The sequence below is a fragment of the Brevibacterium linens ATCC 9172 genome, assembly GCF_900169165.1.
GTDB classification, from domain to species: Bacteria; Actinomycetota; Actinomycetes; order Actinomycetales; family Brevibacteriaceae; genus Brevibacterium; species Brevibacterium linens.
Genome location: NZ_FXYY01000013.1, coordinates 1 through 18,396, shown reverse-complemented (window position 1 = coordinate 18,396; position 18,396 = coordinate 1). Strand labels below are relative to the sequence as shown.

General features: G+C 65.0%; 14 protein-coding genes. 10 read left to right on the top strand and 4 right to left on the bottom strand.

Annotation, left to right across the window (positions count from 1 at the left end):
• Nucleotides 1-123: 123 nt before the first annotated feature.
• From BLIN9172_RS10970 to BLIN9172_RS10955, 4 genes are all read left to right on the top strand, one after another.
• On the top strand, nucleotides 124-1,146 hold the full coding sequence (locus tag BLIN9172_RS10970; RefSeq protein WP_101555124.1) for a phosphotransferase family protein: 1,023 nt from the start codon (nucleotides 124-126) through the stop codon (nucleotides 1,144-1,146).
• On the top strand, nucleotides 1,143-1,937 hold the full coding sequence (locus tag BLIN9172_RS10965) for an SDR family oxidoreductase (protein ID WP_101555123.1): 795 nt from the start codon (nucleotides 1,143-1,145) through the stop codon (nucleotides 1,935-1,937). The genes BLIN9172_RS10970 and BLIN9172_RS10965 overlap by 4 nt, the downstream gene beginning before the upstream one ends.
• Nucleotides 1,938-2,020: 83 nt before the next feature.
• Nucleotides 2,021-3,226: an acyl-CoA dehydrogenase family protein gene (locus tag BLIN9172_RS10960; RefSeq protein WP_101555122.1), complete on the top strand. Its 1,206-nt coding sequence runs from the start codon at nucleotides 2,021-2,023 to the stop codon at nucleotides 3,224-3,226.
• 85 nt (nucleotides 3,227-3,311) lie between these two features.
• A complete protein-coding gene (locus BLIN9172_RS10955) occupies nucleotides 3,312-5,030 on the top strand; it encodes a class I adenylate-forming enzyme family protein (RefSeq protein WP_101555121.1) in 1,719 nt (572 codons plus the stop codon).
• A gap of 99 nt (nucleotides 5,031-5,129) precedes the next feature.
• On the opposite strand, the gene BLIN9172_RS10950 is transcribed toward BLIN9172_RS10955, so the two are convergent.
• Genes BLIN9172_RS10950 through BLIN9172_RS10940 form a run of 3 tightly spaced genes read right to left on the bottom strand, consistent with a single transcriptional unit; the run spans nucleotide 5,130 to nucleotide 9,150 of the window.
• Complete coding sequence (locus BLIN9172_RS10950; protein WP_101555120.1) at nucleotides 5,130-5,363, bottom strand: hypothetical protein; 234 nt, start codon at nucleotides 5,361-5,363, stop codon at nucleotides 5,130-5,132.
• Nucleotides 5,364-5,416: 53 nt separating this feature from the next.
• Complete coding sequence (locus tag BLIN9172_RS10945; protein ID WP_101555119.1) at nucleotides 5,417-8,020, bottom strand: ATP-binding protein; 2,604 nt, start codon at nucleotides 8,018-8,020, stop codon at nucleotides 5,417-5,419.
• Nucleotides 8,017-9,150 carry a metallophosphoesterase family protein gene (locus tag BLIN9172_RS10940; RefSeq protein ID WP_101555118.1) on the bottom strand — a complete coding sequence of 378 codons (1,134 nt, stop codon included), beginning with the start codon at nucleotides 9,148-9,150 and terminating at the stop codon, nucleotides 8,017-8,019. The genes BLIN9172_RS10945 and BLIN9172_RS10940 overlap by 4 nt, the downstream gene beginning before the upstream one ends.
• Before the next feature lie 123 nt (nucleotides 9,151-9,273).
• On the opposite strand from BLIN9172_RS10940, the gene BLIN9172_RS10935 reads away from it, so the two are divergent.
• The 3 genes from BLIN9172_RS10935 (at nucleotide 9,274) to BLIN9172_RS10925 (ending at nucleotide 13,386) form a co-directional block, all read left to right on the top strand.
• Nucleotides 9,274-10,098: an ABC transporter ATP-binding protein gene (locus tag BLIN9172_RS10935; protein WP_164742783.1), complete on the top strand. Its 825-nt coding sequence runs from the start codon at nucleotides 9,274-9,276 to the stop codon at nucleotides 10,096-10,098.
• Between the two features lie 105 nt (nucleotides 10,099-10,203).
• Entirely contained in the window at nucleotides 10,204-11,247 is a 1,044-nt protein-coding gene (locus BLIN9172_RS10930) for an ABC transporter substrate-binding protein (RefSeq protein ID WP_101555117.1), read from the top strand.
• Nucleotides 11,248-11,250: 3 nt separating this feature from the next.
• Nucleotides 11,251-13,386 (top strand): iron ABC transporter permease, encoded by a 2,136-nt coding sequence (locus BLIN9172_RS10925; RefSeq protein ID WP_170286902.1) that lies wholly within the window; start codon nucleotides 11,251-11,253, stop codon nucleotides 13,384-13,386.
• A 3-nt stretch (nucleotides 13,387-13,389) separates the two neighbouring features.
• Here the strand turns inward: BLIN9172_RS10925 and BLIN9172_RS10920 are convergent, their stop codons facing one another.
• On the bottom strand, nucleotides 13,390-14,301 hold the full coding sequence (locus BLIN9172_RS10920; RefSeq protein WP_101555116.1) for a LysR family transcriptional regulator: 912 nt from the start codon (nucleotides 14,299-14,301) through the stop codon (nucleotides 13,390-13,392).
• Between the two features lie 64 nt (nucleotides 14,302-14,365).
• On the opposite strand from BLIN9172_RS10920, the gene BLIN9172_RS10915 reads away from it, so the two are divergent.
• The 3 genes from BLIN9172_RS10915 (at nucleotide 14,366) to BLIN9172_RS10905 (ending at nucleotide 18,308) form a co-directional block, all read left to right on the top strand.
• On the top strand, nucleotides 14,366-15,847 hold the full coding sequence (locus BLIN9172_RS10915) for a malate:quinone oxidoreductase (RefSeq protein ID WP_101555115.1): 1,482 nt from the start codon (nucleotides 14,366-14,368) through the stop codon (nucleotides 15,845-15,847).
• A gap of 212 nt (nucleotides 15,848-16,059) precedes the next feature.
• Nucleotides 16,060-17,622: an ABC transporter substrate-binding protein gene (locus BLIN9172_RS10910; RefSeq protein ID WP_101555114.1), complete on the top strand. Its 1,563-nt coding sequence runs from the start codon at nucleotides 16,060-16,062 to the stop codon at nucleotides 17,620-17,622.
• Nucleotides 17,623-17,624: 2 nt separating this feature from the next.
• The gene (locus BLIN9172_RS10905) at nucleotides 17,625-18,308 is read left to right on the top strand and encodes an ABC transporter permease (RefSeq protein WP_180956967.1); all 684 of its coding nucleotides are present in this window, start codon (nucleotides 17,625-17,627) and stop codon (nucleotides 18,306-18,308) included.
• Nucleotides 18,309-18,396 lie beyond the last annotated feature (88 nt).

Here is an 18,396-nt window from a genome sequence, read left to right as displayed (position 1 = left end):
CGGTCTTCTCACGTCTATCACACCGCGCGGCTATGACCGTGATCACTTTCACGGCTTGACTCCCCCGCCCGGGATGAATACTGTGAACTCTACTGAACGATTGTTCACTCGGGAAGGTCAAGGATGACACAATCACCGGCAGGGTTCGATGTGGACAGCATCGGCAGATGGATCGAGCAGAGATTCGCGATCAGCGACTTCGACGTCGAAGTGATGTCGGTCGGTCGCTCGAATCTCACGTTCACCATCCTCGTCGACAGCAGCCCGCGCTGGGTCCTGCGACGCCCGCCCCTCGGCCACGAAGGCGGCAGTGCTCACAACGTCGCCCGCGAAGGCCGGATCATGGCCGCTCTCAACGACAGCAGCGTTCCGGTGCCGACCGTCCTCGACATCGTCGATGACCCCGAGGTCCTCGACGTGCCCTTCGTGTTCATGGATCACTGCCCCGGGTTCCCGATCAACACACCCACCGAATGGGAGTCCATCCCTGCTGATAACCGCCGCGACTGCGCCTTCGGCATGGTCGACGCACTGGCGGCGATCCATTCCGTCGACGTCGATGCTGTCGGATTGTCCGACCTGCGCCGGCCGGGCGGACTCATCGACCGACAGCTGCGTCGCTGGATCGGGCAGGTCGAGAAGATCGCGATGCGCGAGACCCCGATCATCCATGAGGTCCATGACGTCCTCCGCGAGGCCATGCCCGACCCGGCGGGCTCGCCCGTGGGAATCGCGCACGGGGACTTCAAACCGAACAATCTGATCTTCGGTCCTTCCGGCGCGGTCAACGCCGTCGTCGACTGGGAGCTGACGGCCATCGGTGAGGTGCTCACCGACCTCGGCTATTTCGTCGCGATGCTCACGGTGCCCGAGCAGTACACCAGCATCTGGGTGCCCCGAACCGATGACGGCTTCCCGACCACAGACGAACTCATCGACCGCTACCAGGAAGTCAGCGGTCACGAAGTCCACGATGTCGGCTACTACTCGGCGTTTGCGATGTGGAAGCTCGCCTGCATCCGTGAAGGCGTCTACACACGGCTGGCGACAGGAAAGATGGGTGACCTCGATCTCGACCCGGACGAGGCCGGAGCCGGTGTCGAAGACCTCGCTCGCCAAGCACTCGACCTGCTGGAGAGATCATGACCTCGCCTCTGACCGGCAAGCGCGCGGTGGTCACGGGGGCCGCAGGCGGCATCGGCGCAGCACTGGCCGCTGAGCTCATCGACCGCGGGGCCGCCGTCGTCCTCGCCGACCTCTCCCCCACGGTCGACGACACAGCCGCTGAACTCGGCACATCGGCATTCGCGTGGACCGGGGATGTGTCCTCGGTCGAGGGAATCGGTGCGCTCATCGACTTCGCCGACGACTGCCTCGGCGGGATCGATCTGTACTTCGCCAATGCTGGGATCATCGGGCCGGCGATGCTCGGTGAGGACGACGCGGACTGGGACTCGATCATCGACGTCAATATGCGCGCTCATATCCGGGCCGCTCAGGCGCTCGTCCCTCGCTGGCAGGAAGCCGGGTCCGGATATTTCGTCGCCACCGCCTCGGCGGCGGGCCTGCTCACGCAGATCGGTTCGGCCGCCTACTCGGTGACCAAGCACGCTTCGGTCGGATTCGCCGAATGGCTGGCCATGACCTACCGCGACGACGGAATCCGCGCCTCGGTGGTCTGCCCGATGGGAGTGAACACGAATCTGCTCGACGACGCCGGACCCGCCGGCGGCGCCGCCCAGAAGGCCGTGACCTCAGCCGGGACCGTCCTGGAACCCGCCGAGGTGGCCGCCATCGTTCTCGACGCCGTTGAGAACGAGCAGTTCCTCATCCTGCCGCACCCCGAAGTGCTCGAGATGTACCGGATGAAAGGCAGCGACTACGACCGCTGGCTGCGCGGAATGTCCCGATACCAAGCCCGACTCAGTGAACAGTGACACCGAGCCCCACCAGCGGGTGAGACTCGCCTGAGACCAGACCTCACAGCAGTGTGAGACCCACCGAGAAGCAAGGAGCCCACGTGTTGGAAATCAGCGAACGTGGACGTGAGTATCAGCAGCGTCTGAACGCGTTCATGGACGAATTCGTCTACCCGGCCGAGCCGGTCTACGCCGAGCAGATGGCCGCGGCGGCCAGCCCCCACACACAGCCGCAGATCCTCGAAGACCTCAAAGCCGAAGCGAAGAGGCAGGGCCTGTGGAACCTCTTCCACCCGCACCCGAAATGGGGGCCCGGGCTGACGAACCTCGAATACGCTCCATTGGCCGAGATCACCGGGCGCAGCCTGGAGATCGCCCCGGAAGCGATCAACTGCAATGCGCCGGACACCGGCAATATGGAGGTCTTCACGGTCTTCGGCACGGAAGAGCACAAGGAGAAGTACCTGCGGCCCCTGCTCGAAGGCGAGATCGCTTCGGCGTTTGCGATGACGGAGCCGGCCGTGGCCAGCTCCGATGCGACGAACGTCGAGATGAGCATGGAACGCACCGACGACGGGTTCGTGCTCAACGGCCGCAAGTGGTTTGCGTCGAACGCGATGCATCCGAACTGCCGAGTGCTCATCGTCATGGGCAAGACCGATCCCACCGCCGAGGTGCACCGTCAGCAGTCGATGCTCGTCGTGCCGATCGATGCCGCCGGAGTCACCGTTGTGCGCAACCTGCCCGTGTACGGCTACGCCGACCGGGAGGGCCATGCCGAGATCATCTTCGAGAACGTGCTCGTGCCGTTCAAGGACATTCTCAAGGGTGAAGGCGAAGGCTTCGCCATCAGTCAGGCGCGCCTGGGTCCGGGACGCATCCACCACTGCATGCGTGCCATCGGAGCCGCCGAGCGGGCGCTCGAACTCATGGTCAAGCGCGCAGAATCTCGCGTGACTTTCGGTGAGAAGCTGTCGAATCGGGCGAACATCCAAGACTGGATCGCCGAGTCCCGGATCGAGATCGATCAGGCTCGGCTGCTGACCCTGCACGCCGCGGACATGATGGACAAGTACGGCAACAAAGTGGCGAAGAACGAGATCGCTGAGATCAAGGTCGTCGCACCGACGATGGCGCTGAAGGTCATCGATCGGGCGGTTCAGGTCCATGGCGGCGGCGGAGTCACCGAGGACTTCCCGCTGGCCCGGATGTGGGCGCATATGCGCACCCTGCGTCTGGCCGATGGGCCGGACGAAGTGCACAAACGCTCCATCGCCCGCAATGAGATCAGGAAATACCGCGGCTGAGGTCGGCTCTTCCGCGATACAGTGATAACCCACCGGGCCCGCACCAGTGTGCACGGGCCCGGTACCGCCTGCGAAAGGATGTTCAATGACGAACAATTGGTTTGAGGATCGCCCATGGATCACCACCTTGGGTGATCTCGCTCAGGAGCCCTATGTGCTGCCGGAATCGACGCCCTTGGCCGACCTGGCCGCCACAGTCGACGCCCGTGGCGACGAGGAGGGCATCACCTACTACGGATTCACCCTGACCTGGGCGGAGTTCGACCGCTGGTCGACGGCTTTCGCTGCCTTCCTCTCGGCCCACGGGATCAAGCCCGGCGACCGTGTCGGCATCTATGACCAGAACACCCCCGCGTTCGTGATCGCCACCTACGGGATCTGGAAGGCCGGAGGCACCGTCGTCCCCCTCAACCCCATGTACCGCGGCGAGCTCGAGCACATCTTCGCCGACTCCGAAGTCAAGGGACTCATCGTCTCTCAGGCCGCCTATCTCGATCGGGTCAAGGACTATACGGCAGACGTGCCACTCGTCGTGCTCAGCGACGACCGAAGCTTCCAGACGGCCGGCCCCGAAGCGATCTACGCAATGTTCGACTCGCTTCCGCGGTTCGACGAGCTGCCGCCGGCCGAGGGACGCTTTGCATTCGCAGACGCGGTGCAGAGCAATCTCGATGCCGACTTCACCCCGCACTCCCCCGCCCCTTCGGACCTCGGGCTCATCGCCTACACGTCCGGCACCTCGGGGCGGTCGAAGGGAGCGGCAGCCACACATGCGAATATCTCGAGCAATTCGCGCTACTGCCTGCGCAACCCGGTACTGGGCCCCGGCGACGGCTACGTCTCACTGGCGCCGCTGTTCCACATCACCGGATTCATCTGCCAATTCCTTGCCGCTGTCGCCGGCGGCGCCCGTCTCATCCTCAACTACCGTTTCGAGCCCGGTTCGCTCATCGCCCTGTGCGAACGGGAGAAGCCTGCATACATGGCCGGCCCGGCCACGATCTACACAGCGATGATGGCCCACCCGGATTTCAGCGCCGAGAAGTTCGCTTCCTTCAAATCGCTCATGTCCGGCGGTGCAGCGCTACCCGAGGGGCTGGTGAATAAGTTCGAACAACGTGCCGAAATCTATGTCGGTCAGGGCTACGGCCTGTCGGAGACCTGCGCTCAGGTCGCCACCGTGCCGCACGGATTCCAGGCCCCGGTCGACCCGGACAGCGGGAACCTCGCCTGCGGTCTGCCGCAGGCAGACGTGATGATCCGCATCCTCGATGATGACGGTCAGCCGGTGGGGCCCGGGGACGTCGGGGAAGTTGCGATCTCCGGACCTCAGGTGGTCTCCAGCTACCTCAACAACCCGCAGGCAACGGCCGAGCAGATCCCGAACGGCGAGCTGCACACCGGCGATGTGGGGTTCATGAATGAGGACGGGTGGCTGTTCATCGTCGACCGGAAGAAGGACATGATCAATGCCTCGGGCTTCAAGGTGTGGCCGCGTGAGGTCGAGGATGTGCTCTACACTCACCCGGCGGTGCAGGAGGCCGCTGTCGTGGGCATCCCCGATGACTACCGGGGAGAGGATGTGGCGGCCTTCGTCACGCTGCAGCCCGCCGGCGAGGCGACCGCAGAGGAGATCATCGCCTTCTGCCGACAGAGGCTCGCCTCCTACAAGGCTCCGCACCGGGTGACGTTCATCGATCAGCTGCCGAAGACGAGTTCCGGTAAGATCCTGCGGCGGACCATCCGCGCCGATGCCGTCGAAGCCGCCCAGGCGGCCCGAGCAGCGGCGGGTCCCGCCGACTGAAGGCAGCCGCCTCGAGTCGCGGACGATTCGTGCCGGATTTTCAGCAGAATTCGACACGGATCGTCCGCAACTCGATCAGTCGGGTCGCGTCAGCGTCCGTCAGGGGACGGGTGATGCCGGGTAGTTGTCTGCTTCGCTGACGATTTCCGGAGTCTGGTCGGCTTCCTCGACGATGCTTGCCATCTCCCAGCGGCCATGGACCGGGCAACGCTGGAAGCGGTAGGCACCGAAGCGGATCGATTTGAATGAAACCAGAGGAATCCAACGAGTGCGGTAGTGTCCGCCGCCGGAGCAGCGGACGATGACTTCATCGGCATACGTCTTCTCGCTCATCACCTCAGGCTACTGCATGGTGCCTTAACGACGCCGAAGCGGGACGCTGAGGTTCAGTTCAGGCTGACGGTTTCGGCACCGCCGATGGAGGCAAAGCGGTCGGGCTGACAGGTGAGCAGGATGACCTGGGACTTGCGCCCGACATTGCCGAGGATGACGTTGAGCGCAGCCAGACGCTGCTCATCGGAGAAACCGAAGGCATCGTCGAGGATGACCGGGGCACCGGAGTCACTGTCGACGAGCGTGGCCACGGCGAGGCGGCCGATGAGCGCCAGCTGTTCCTTCGTCCCGCCCGAGAGCGCCTCGAAGGCGACGGTGCGCCCGTGGAGCGTGCGAGAGACGATTTCGAGATTCTCGGAGATCTCCACCGACAGCCCCTGCCCGAAGATCACTCTCCCCAGCTTCTCGATCGCCTCCTTGAACGGGGCGACGTACCTCCGCTGAGCCTCTTCCTTATGGGTGAGCACGGTCTCGCGCAGCAGTCGGATCGCGTTCGCCTGTCGCTGCAGACGGGAGAGCCGCGAACGCAGAGATTCCAAGGATTGCTCTGCGGCTTTGAGCTTGTCGTAGATGCCTTCGGCGGCACGATCGTCGATGAGTGCCGAGAGCTGGTCGACCTCTTGCCGGTCCTTCTCCTGCTGCTTCTGCTTGCTCTCGACGAGCTGGCGAGCGTTCTGCAGTCGCATCTCCAGGGTCTCGGGGTCGGCGGCCTCGTACTTCGAGCGTGCGGCCGCGGCCTCGTCTTCCACTTGCGTCAGCGTCTCCGCAGCAGCAGTCAGGGCTGCGTCGAGTGACTCATCGGAGTTCGCTTCCCTGTCCGTGCTGAGCCGGGTGCTGAGGTTCTGCAGCGTCGTCGCGGCCTGCTCACGCGTCGACTGCGCACGCACGGCCGCCACACGTGCCTCATCCCGGTCAGCACGGATGCGGTCGAGTGCGGTCCTGGCCGTCTCGACCTGAGCAGTCGCGTCGTCGACGACTGCCGTCGTCGATTCGACCCTGTCCTCGAGATCGTCGATCGACGCGACGGAACCGCTCGGATCAGCCGAGTCCCCCGCCACATGTTCGGCTCGACTCAGTGCGGCATCGAGTCCGTCGCGGTCGTCGTCTCCGATGAGCACGCGAAGAGTCGATGTGGCCTCGGCCAGCACAGCCTCGGCGTCGGTGCGCACTTCGCTGCGTTCGCGTGCTTCGTCGAGGGTGGTCACGCCGAGGCGGCCGAGTTCGGCGTCGAGACGGGACCGTGCGGATTCGAGTGCCCGGTCGAGTTCGGCCGGAGACTGTCCGGGGCGAACGGTGATGTCGACAACGGAGTCGATATGGATCTGCAGGTCCGTGGTGACCGCGAATTCCTCGGCCACGTCCTTCGGCACATCGGTTCCGTCGATGCACACTGTGGTGTCGCCGAGGCGACGGGCGATGATCTGGGCGGCAGCTGAGGTCTTCGCGTTCTGCGCAATGCGCAGCTCGGTGAACAGTCCTGCGAGTTTCTCCACGTCTTTCCCGGTCACAGTGATCGACCCGATCGTCGCTCTCGCTTCGGCGCCTCTGCGCTCCTGCTCGCGGATGTCGGTCAGCCTCTTCCGCAGAGCGTCGACCTGACTGCGAGCGCGAGTCCGAGCGAGATCGGCGGCTGCAGTCTTCGCCTCGTCCTGAGCGGTGGCGAGTTCGGCCTGTCTGGCCCCGAGGCTCTTCTGCGCCTCGGCAAGGGACGAGTCCTCTTCCCGCTGTGCGGTCGTGACCTTCTCGAGCGTATCGTCGGCAGTCTTGACCGCTCGTTCAGCAGCAGTCACCTCGGTGATGAGTGCCCGGCGACGGTCTAGCGCCTCCTCGGCACGCTGGCGTTCTCTCTGTGCGACGCCTGCGCGTTCGAGAGCTCGGTCGAGTTCGGTCTTGAGCCCGGACACGGACTGCACCGCCTGTTCGGCGTCTTCGCGCTCGATCACGGCCGATTCCAGTTGAGAGCGCCCGGTCGTCAACCGTTCGGTTGCTCGAGCATGCCGGTCGACCAACGACTCCATATCGGCACTGCGATCCTTCAGCTCGCGATACTGTGCTTCGGCGCCGGGGAGTTCCTCGGTGAGTCTGCGCAGCTCACCTGTCTCCTTGCCTTTGGCCGTGAAGAACCTCAGAAATTCGGATTCGACCCGATCGAGGAAGACATCGTGGTCGGCCGGCTCTTCCCCAGCATCGCCCAGAGCTCCGTGCAGGGCCTTGATCTCAGCCAAGGACGCCTGGTCGAGGCTGCGGCCCTGAGCGACGTCGAGGGCGTCGAGCAGGTCGACGTCGACGGTTTCGTCGAGGATCGCCAAGAACCTCTCATGCGCTTCGCTGCCGCTGAGCTGTTCGGGCACGGGCGCGAGGACGCTCAGCTCGGTGAAGGGCTGTTTGATCCAGCGTTTGCTGTAGCGGAGTTCGTAGTCCCCGGTGCTCAGGTGCAGTTCGACCTGCGGGCCGACGTCGGAGCCGACCGGTTGGGTGTCTTTGACACTGGCCTTGCGAGAGCTGTCCTTGTCCTCGCGCAGCTGGGCGATGGCCTGATGGATCGAGGACTTCCCGACCTCGTTCGGACCTTCGACGATCGTCACCCCGGAACTGAAGTCGACGGTGGCGTCGGTGATGGCGCGGTAGTCGGTGAGGCGGATGGAATGGAGTCTCATGAACCGCTCCTGGCGAATCGATAGAGCAGACCGAGTGCGTCTTGGGCCGTGACTGCTGAGTCGTCGTCTGCTGTGGCTCGTGCGGAGAGCTCGTCGAGGGTCTCCTGCAGGTATCCGCTCAGTCCGAGATCGGCGAAGTCGTCGTCGGCGGCGACGACAGCCAGGTCCATGTGCCGCTCCCAGAGTGAGACGAGCGCGAACAGGTCGGAGAAGTGGTCGAGCTGTTCGTCGAGGCGGGCCTTCGCCGCCGTCGGCAGAGTGCCGCGCAGGACCAGCCACACCGCTGTGCGGTCCTTGTCGGGAACGGCATTCATCCGCTCTTCGAACTCGGCGACATCCTCGGCGGAGTTGAGGTCGGCTTCGATGACGGTGAAAGCCCATGTGCCGACATGGACCTTCTCGACCTCGGCCCGGTGGGTGTCGGCATCGATGTCGACGACGAGCACATTGCCCGGATCGGTCTCACGTCGAGAGGTCACCTCCGGTGCTCCCGGGTACCAGATGCGGTCGGCGACTTCGTAGGTCGCGTGCCGGTCACCGAGCGCGACGAACTGGACGCGATCCTCACGGAGCAGAGCCTGCAGATGGTCGGTGTCGATGGTGGCCAGCGACTCCCGGTCGGGGTCGAGGACGCTCACGGCTCCGTGGCCGGCGATGATGCGGATGTCACGGTCGGCCACCTCGGCGAGGTCATTCGTCGCTGCGGCGACGAGATCCCCCTGGGGATGCTTGGAGAACCAAGGGGCGCCGACGATGTCGACCCCGGGGACGACGGTGAACGGATCGCTGCTGCGCAGGACGTGCACATGGGAGGGCACTTGCGAGGAGAAGGCCTGAGAGTCGTAGATCGATGCGGCGTCCAAGGGGTCGTGATTGCCGGGAAGCAAAACGACAGGGACCGTGAACGCGTTGAGGACTTCGAAGGTGCGGGCGATGATGGCTCGGTCGAGCTGGTTCGTTTCGAACACGTCTCCGCAGACGAGGACGAACTCCGCGTCCGTCTCGGCGGCGAGCGCACCGATGCGGGCGACGGCGTCGAGGCGGGCACGGTGGAATCTCGGGCGCGCCTCTTCACTGAGGTAGTGCGCGGTCATACCCAGCTGCCAGTCCCCCGTGGCGATGAATCTCATCTGCTCCTCCTAGTCTCGTTCCCATCCTACGGTCGCGGGTTCACCCTATCGGCAGCCACTGACGTGAGTGATCTGCACCACATATATGCCCTCAGATCAGAACTTAGGTTAGGCTAAGCATTTGTGAACGCGATTGCACTGACTGCCACCGGCCTCAGCCTGGGCTACGACCGCACCGAGGTCGTCCACGACGTGAGCCTGACGATCGTCCCGGGACGGGTGACCGCCCTACTCGGACCCAACGGGTCGGGCAAGTCGACCGTCCTGCGGTCGTTGGCCCGGCTGCACCCGATCGCCTCGGGCGATGTCGTCATCACCGAGGCTGATGCCGACACTCCGGCAAGCACTCTCACGGCCAGAGAATTCGCCCGGTTCGTCACCCTGCTGTCCCAGTCACGCCCGCACCCGTCGGGACTGAGCCTCCGTGAGATCGTCACCTTCGGCCGCCACCCGCACCGCAAGCGCTTCGCCGGGCTCACCGACGCCGATCGCGCTGCCATCGATCGCGCTCTCGTGCTCACCGGCACCATGACGATGGCCGACCGCCCGGTCGACCAGCTCTCCGGCGGCGAACTCCAACGCGCATGGTTGGCGACCTGCTTGGCTCAGGACACCGGTGTGCTGCTGCTCGACGAACCGACGAACCATCTTGACCTTCGCTACCAGGCAGAGATCCTCGACCTCATGCGCGAACTCGCCGTTGACCACGACATCGCCGTCGGCGTCGTCCTCCATGATCTCGACCATGCCGCCACCGTCGCTGACCACGTGGTCCTGCTCGAGCAGGGCCGCATCCGCTCGGCCGGCACCTGCGAGGACGTCTTCACCGCCGAGACGCTCAGCGAAGTCTACGGACTGCCCATCGCGACACGCATCGATGCCGACACCGGATTGGTCCGGGTCGAGGCTCTCCACCGACGGACCCGCCGCCCGGCCGCAGCCCTCTGAGCGCCCATCACCCTCGCCGCTGTTCACACCCCGTCCTCTGACGTACACACTCCGATATCGCACCAGCCCAGACCCGATCGCTGATCGGCCCACAGAAAGAAGACCATGACCACAACTCCTCTGTCGCGCACCTCGTTCGCCGCCTTCGCATCGGCGACGGCGGTCTGCGCACTCGCCCTGACTGGGTGCGGGACGACCGACACCGACGCTCCCGCCGATGCGAAGTCACAGACCTCGGCCTCATGCGCGGACGACTCGAGCACCACCTCGGCGGATCCGGTCACGGTCATCGACGACACCGGTCACGAGATCGAACTGGACAAGCCGGCAGCAAAGGTCGTCTCGCTCGAATGGCAGTACACCGAGGATCTCCTCTCCCTCTGCGTCGACCCCGCCGCCGTCGCGGACGCGAAGGGCTTCACCACCTGGGACACAGCAGAGAAGCTGCCCGACTCCACCACCGACGTCGGCACGCGCCAGGAACCCAATGTCGAGTCGATCCTGTCGGCCGATCCGGATCTCGTCATCATCGAAACGACGAACCGCAAGGACAAGATCGTCGGTCAGCTCGAGGACCATGGAATCCCCGTGATGGCGATGGCCGGCGCCGACGGCAAGGATCCCGTCAAGTACATGAAGGACACGTTCACCACCGTCGCCGAGGCGACCGGTCGCACCGAACGCGCCGAAACCGTCTTGGGCGACTTCGATGCGAAGCTCGACGAATCGAAGAAGGCCATCGCCGAGGCGGACCCAGCGACCACCGAATTCGTCTACTTCGACGGCTGGGTCAATGGTTCGAATGTGGCGCTGCGCCCCTTCGGTCAGGGATCGCTTATCGGCGAGCTCGGTGAGGAGTTGGGCTTGAAGAACGCGTGGACCGGTGAGGTCGACCCCGCGTACGGACTCGGCCAGACCGATATCGAAGGCATCTCGAAGGTCGGTGACGCGAACTTCTTCTACACCGGGACCGAGGACCCCGAGTCCGAGGACTATGTGGAGCTGCTGAAGAAGAACGACATCTGGGCGAACATCCCCGCCGTCAAGGACGACCGAACCACGGCCTTCCCCGCAGGGATCTGGACCTTCGGCGGACCCAAGTCGTCCGAACAGGCCCTCGACGCATACGTCGACGCACTGACCAAGTAGACCGTGGCATCTCCCCTGACCCGCCCGAGCGCCTCCCAGCAGACGAGCGCGGCACCGGAACCGACCGAGGTTCCCGTCCGCGGTCGCGGTCTCGTCGGCGTCCTGTCGACCTTCGCCGCTCTCCTCGGACTCGTCGCCGTCCTCCTCATCGTCTCCGCATGGCATATCACGCAGGGGACCTCGGGGATCGGTGTCCCAGAGCTGTTCACGGCCGCGACCGGTACCCTCTCCCCCGCCGAGGATGGTCCCAGTGCCCGTGACATCCTGCTGGGATCCCGGCTGCCGCGCGTGGGGGCGGGCATCCTCGTCGGCATCGCCTTGGGCGTTGCCGGCGCCCTGTTCCAGTCGCTGGCACGCAACCCTTTGGCTTCGCCGGACACGCTGGCGGTCACCGGCGGTGCGTACTTCGCCGTCACCGTGGTCACCGCCTTCGGCATTGCGATTCCGCTCTGGGCCTCGGGCGGGGTCGCCTTCCTCGGCGGTCTGCTCGCCGCAGCCCTGGTCCTCGGCCTGGCTGGAGGCGCAGGTGCCTCGACGACTCGGCTCGTGCTGGCGGGCACGGCCACGGCGATGGCGCTGCAGGCGGGGACGTCGACTCTGCTCATCCTCTTCGCCGAAGAGACGACGAGTCTCTTCTCCTGGGGCTCGGGCACTCTCAACCAGCTCGACGGCACTGCGGCCCTGCGCAGCATTCCGGTCATCGCCGTCATCGCCGGCGCCGCGATTCTGCTGTCGAGGCGGCTGGATCTGCTCGGTCTCGGCGATGATGCCGCCTCGGTGCTCGGAGTTCCGGTCAGGTCGACCCGGGCCATCGGGATCCTGCTGGCCGTCATGCTCACCGCCACTGCGGTGACCCTGGCCGGGCCGATCGGCTTCGTCGGTCTCTGCGCTCCGGTCATCACCAGGCTGTTGGCCCGCGTGGTACCGGGCCTCGGCCGTCATGCCGTGCTCTTTCCGGCCGCCGGTCTCATCGGCGCGATCATCGCCATCGTCGCCGATGCCCTGCTGCGCGCCATCGTCGGCGCCACCGAGGCGATCACCCTGCCGTCGGGTGTGACGACGACCGTGCTCGGGGCGCTCGTCCTCGTCCTGCTGGCGCGGTCGATGCGCACTGCATCAAAGGCGGCGACCACCTCGGCGGCGAATTCGACGGTGGTCGGTCCTCGACGGGCCGGCCTCGTCATCGTCACCGGCACCGTCGTTCTCGTCGCCGTCGCCGTGATCGGTCTGCTCACCGGGGAACGGTTCTACCTCCTCGGCGATATGCTGCTGTGGTTCCAGGACCGGGCGGCACCCGTCATCGACTTCGCCTTCGATTCCCGGGCGCCACGGGTCGCGGCTGCCCTGGCGGCCGGTGCTGCGCTCGGACTCTCCGGCACCCTCGTCCAAGCCAGTGCACGCAACCCTCTGGCAGAGCCCGGCCTGCTCGGCATCACCGGTGGAGCCGGACTGGGAGCCGTCATCGTCGTCACCCTTATCCCCGGCGCCGGGGTCGGTCTCGTCTCCGCAGTCGGCATCGTCAGCGCCCTGGTCGCCTTCGCCATCGTCTACGGGCTGTCGTGGCGGGGCGGGATGAATACGGATCGTCTCGTCCTCATCGGCATCGGCCTGTGGTTCGGTTTCACCGCGCTGACCACACTGTTCCTCGTCCGTGCGAATCCCTGGGACACGCCTGCCCTCTTCACGTGGCTGTCCGGATCGACGTACGGACGGACGTGGGCCGACATCGCACCGGTCGCCCTCACCCTGCTCGTCGCCGTACCGTTGGCGTTCGTGTGGACGCGCGAGCTCGACCTGCTCGCCCTTGATGATGACACCCCACGGCTGGTCGGAGTTCCGCGTGAACCGGTGCGCCTGGCGGTGCTCATCACCGCTGCCGTGCTCGCAGCGGTGAGCGTATCGGCTGTCGGCGTCGTCGGATTCATCGGTCTCGTCGCCCCGCACGCTGCCCGCGCTCTGGTCGGCGCCCGTCATATCCGGGTCGTGCCCACGGCGATGCTGCTCGGATCCGTGGGCCTCGTCGTCGCCGACGCCGTGGGGCGCACGGTCATCGCTCCGGCGCAGATCCCGGCCGGTCTCATCGTCGCCCTCATCGGCGCCCCGTACTTCGTCTACCTGCTTGCACGCACCCGCGCCTGAGCATCAGCCCTCAATTGCCCACGCGGCCGCGTGCTCGCGGATGAAATCGCGCAGGCGCTCGACGACGCGGCCAGGCCGGCGCACGGCCGAACACAGGGCGATCTCACGCACGTATTCGGCCCCGTCCAGGGCCACCTCGGTGATTCCGTCGACCGGACGCACCGCGGGCGGAATCAGCGCCACACCCATTCCGCGGCCGACGAATTCGCGGATCGTCGAGAATTCGGTGACCTCGATCTTCACCTCCGGATCGAATCCGCTCGCCCGACACCACCGGTCGGTCAGCGCCCGCAGATTGTAGCTCGCAGGAGTGGCAATGAACTCCTCGTCGGCCAGCCTCTCCAGGGCGATGCTGCGAACGCCTGCCAACGGGTGCACACCGGGCAGGGCCGCGATGATCGTCTGCCGCGCGAGCACCTCGTGGTTGACCTCGGCCGGAGGCGGAATGATGATCGCCAGATCAAGGGTGCCTCTCTGCAGATCAGCGACGAGCTCGGCACCGTGGGCCTGTTTGAGATCGAGTCGGATCCCGGGATGAGCACGATTGAACGCCGCGAGCAGATCGGGTACCTCACCGGCACCCATCGTCAGCGGAAAGCCGAACCGGATCGTTCCGTGCTCGGGGTCGGCCGCCTCGGCGAGATCGACCAGCGCCGCATCGATCTCCGTCAGCGGGGCACGCACCGCGGCCACGAGATCCAGTGCCGCCGTCGTCAGACCGATGGCGCGCCCGCGCGGGACGGTCAACGGCACGCCGAGGTGGCTCTCGAGGGCATGGATGCGTCGGCTCATCGTGGACTGGGGTATGCCGAGGGCGGCAGCGGCCTCGGTCAGATGCCCGTCCTGATCAGCCAGTTCGACAAGTTCCCGCAGTGCCGTCAGCGGAGCCGTGCCGGAATCCGATGATCGTTCCATATCCGGATCATACAGTTCCGATCGCTCATTGGACGGATGATTCCTGCGGGCGCATGGTGAGAATATGACTGCGAACCCCCAGCACACCAACCAGCTGCCGGATGCCGATGTCGTCCTCATCGGTGCGGGCATCATGTCCGCTACTCTGAGCTCAATCCTGACCTTGCTCGATCCTGATCTGCGGATCCTCGTCCTGGAGAAAGCCGAGGACATCGCCGGTGAGAGCAGCGACCCGTGGAACAATGCCGGCACCGGGCATTCGGGGTACTGCGAGCTCAACTACATGCCCGATCCGGCAGACGCGGCGAAGTCTGCCGAGATCGCCGGGCAGTTCCACCTCACCCGGCAGTGGTGGGCCCATCTCGTCCGACTCGGGCTCCTCGACCCGGCGGACTTCGTCCATTCGGCCCCGCACATGAATCTCGTCTTCGGCGACACAGACGTCGCCTACCTGCGCCACCGAGTCGACACCCTCAAAGCCGATCCGCTGTTCTCAGAGATGGAATACACGGAGGACCCGGACACCATCGCCCAGTGGGCTCCGCTGACGATGGAGGGACGTGTCGACAGCGACGAGCCCATGGCGGCGGCGCGGCATCCGCGCGGCACCGACGTCGATTTCGGGGCGCTGACCTCTCAGCTGCTGAGGATCGGGTCCACCGAGGTGCACACGGGTCACGCAGTGACCGGGGTCGAATCGCGCGCATCGGGCTGGACGGTCAGCGGTTCGACGCCGACGGGACCATTTGCCGTGCGCGCGAAGACCGTGTTCGTCGGGGCGGGCGGTTTCGCGCTGCGGCTCCTGCAGAAGGCGAAGATCCCCGAAGTCCGCGGCTATGCGGTTCTGCCGGTCGGTGCCGCCTTCTACCGGTGTTCGACGCCGTCGGTCGTCGCCCGGCATGATGCGAAGGTCTACGGTCAGGCCGACGTGGGTGCCCCGCCGATGTCGGTGCCGCATCTGGATCGGAGAGTCGTCGACGGCAGGGAGCATCTGCTGTTCGGCCCGTATGCGACCTTCAGCACGAAGCTGCTCAAGCACGGTCGCCTCTCGGATTTCTTCACGACCGTCCGGCCGGGCAACCTGCACGTCATTGCGGCAGCCGGTCTGCAGAACCTCAGCCTCGTGTCGTTCCTCGTCAAGGAGCTTGCGGCCAGCCCGTCGCGGAAGTTCGCGCAGCTGCGTCGCTATTTCCCGTCGGCCCGGCGCAACGATTGGACCCTGCTGTCGGCCGGGCAGAGAGCGCAGCTGGTCAAACCGGATCCGAAGAGGATCGGCGTCCTGCAGCAGGGCACCGAACTCGTCGTGTCCGCCGACGGTTCGATCGCAGGCCTCCTCGGGGCCTCCCCCGGAGCGTCCACGGCGGTGCCGATCATGGTCGACCTGCTCGCGCGGGCCTTCCCCGCCCAGTGGCACGGCGGCTGGAAGTCACAGATCACCGAGGCGGTCCCCGACCTCGACCGCACCGACTGGACCGCCGAGGCGGTCGCCCGCTCCCACAGCGACACCGACGAGGCGCTCGGGCTGACCGTGCTCAGCCGCGGGTGACCCGCGCGGACTTCCGCTGCGCGTACTCGGCGGGCGGATGATGAGGACGGCGGCGGCCGACAGAAGCCGCAGATCAGAAGCCTCATCTCGCCGGTCGAGACGTTGGCGGAAATGCACAATGGAATTCCGCCAGCTTTGTGGCAGGTTGAATTGCACGGCGGGCCTTTCAGCCCTAATGTGACTCACAACACTTACTGTTAGGGAGACCACATATGAGGCGCCTGTCCCGCAATCTCGTCGCAATCTGCTCCACCCTCGCACTGACCGCCGGGCTCGCTGCCTGCGGCAGCGGCTCCGACCAAGCCGGCGGTGCCGGCGACACGCTCGTGGCTGAGACTGCCTTCAACCTCAAGACGATCGACCCACATCGACAGTTCGAGTTCACCGGATCGACGATCGATAATGCTGTCTACCAGACTGCTCTCGAGTTCGCGGACGGTGACCTCACCAAGCCGACCGACGGACTCTGCTCCTTCGAAATGTCCGACGACGATAAGGAGATGACGCTCACCCTCAAAGACGAGGACGCGAAATTCTCCAACGGCGATCCCGTCACAGCCGATGACATCGTCTTCTCCTTCAAGCGTCTTCAGGGCATCAAAGGCAATCCCTCTTTTTTCCTCGACGGAGTCAAGGTCAAGAAGGTCGACGACAAGACGGTCTCGCTCACCAGCTCAGAACCCAACCCTGCACTGCCCTACATCCTCCCAAACTCCTCGATCGGCATCGTCAATTCGAAGGTCGTCAAGGAGAACGAGGGAACCACTGATGAGAACGACGGCGCCGAACAGTTCCTCAATGAGAACTCGCAGGGCTCCGGACCGTACAAAGTGGAGAAGTACGACGCTGACAGCCAGGTCGTGCTGACAGCGAATGAGCACTACAACGGTCCCGAACCGAAGTACAAGCGCGTGGTGCTGCGCAATGTCTCTGCCGAGACCCAGCTGACCGATATCCAGTCAGGTCAGGCGCAGGTCGCTTTCGACCTCAACTCTGATCAGGCGAAGCAGATCGATGAATCGATGGGCAAGATCTCCAGTCTACCCTCGACTCGCAGCCTCTACATCTTCAACAACACGGATGAGAAGATCGGCGGACCTGCAGCAGACCCGAATTTCCGCAAAGCTGTCATGGCGGCGATCGACTACGACAAGCTCATCGACCTCGCTGGGAAGGGATCGCAGCGAATGGCCAGCCTCGTACCCAACGAGTTCGTCGGCGCCGTCGCAAAGGACGAAGCCCCGGAACGCGACCTCGCAAAGGCGAAGAAGCTGCTGAAGAAGGCCGGCTACGACGGAGAGAAGGTCCCCTTCCACTACTCGAGTGATCAAGCCGTCAACGGTGTCGATCTCGCGCAACTCGCCGAGACACTGCAGGCGCAGCTGAAGGAAGCCGATATCAACCTCGATCTCAAACCGGCACCGAGCTCGACTCAGCTCGACGGCTTCCGCTCGGCCAAGCAGCCGATGGGCATCGGGACCTGGGGTGCGGACTTCCCTGATCCGACGAACTACAACGTCTTCATTCCCGGCGGCAGCGTTGCCGAACGCGTGAACTGGAATGACGACCCGAAGCTGGAGAAACTTGCGGACGAAGCGGCCAAAGCGAAGGGTGATGCGCGAGATGCCGCCTACGCGAAGCTGTTCAAAGCGACCACCGACACCGCGGTGTGGATCCCGCTCGTCCAGCCGGTCAGCACCGTCGCCGTCGGTTCGAGCATCACGAAATTCGTATCCAACGCCGACGTCTCGTTCGACTTCGCAAAGGCAGAGTGAGGATGGCGGAAGCCGCCGCTGCGCCACAGCGTGCACATGTCGCGTCCGCTTCTGGTGAGGCGGACGCGGCTCAGCGAGTCAAACCGCCGAAGCTCCACCCGCTGCTCCGATTCATCCTCATTCGGATCGGTATCTCGATCATTCTGATCTGGGGCGTGACCGTGGTGACATTCCTGCTCACCAACCTCGTGCCCACTGACCCGGTCGCCGCCATCCTCGGCGACCGGGCCGCGGCAGATCCCGAGATCGTCGCACAGACACGGGAGAAGCTCGGACTCGACCAGCCGCTCCTCATCCAATACTTCACCTACCTTGGCAATCTGCTCCAAGGAGATCTGGGAGTCTCCAACCAGACGCGAACCCCGGTGCTCACCTCGATCGGACAGGTCTTCCCCGCCTCGATCGAGCTCGGCATCGGAGCGATTCTCATCTCCGTCATCCTCGGACTGCTCCTCGGACTGCTCAGCGCCCTCAAACAGAACAGCCTCGTCGACCACGCGATCCGCACCCTCAGCCTCATCGGCATCTCGGCGCCGACGTTCTGGATCGCCACCGTCGCCTACTTCGTGTTCTTCTTCAAGCTTCGAGTCGTTCCCGGCGCCGGACGGCTCGACCCGTGGATCACTCCGCCACCGAAAGTGACCGGCCCCCTCTCTGTCAGGCTGGTTGTGAGTCACTCAGTCTGACACTGAGAGGAACACTAACCATGACCATCACTACTGGATACAGCGTGGCAGAGATCCGGTCTTTCCTGGTTCAGTACGACCAGATCCC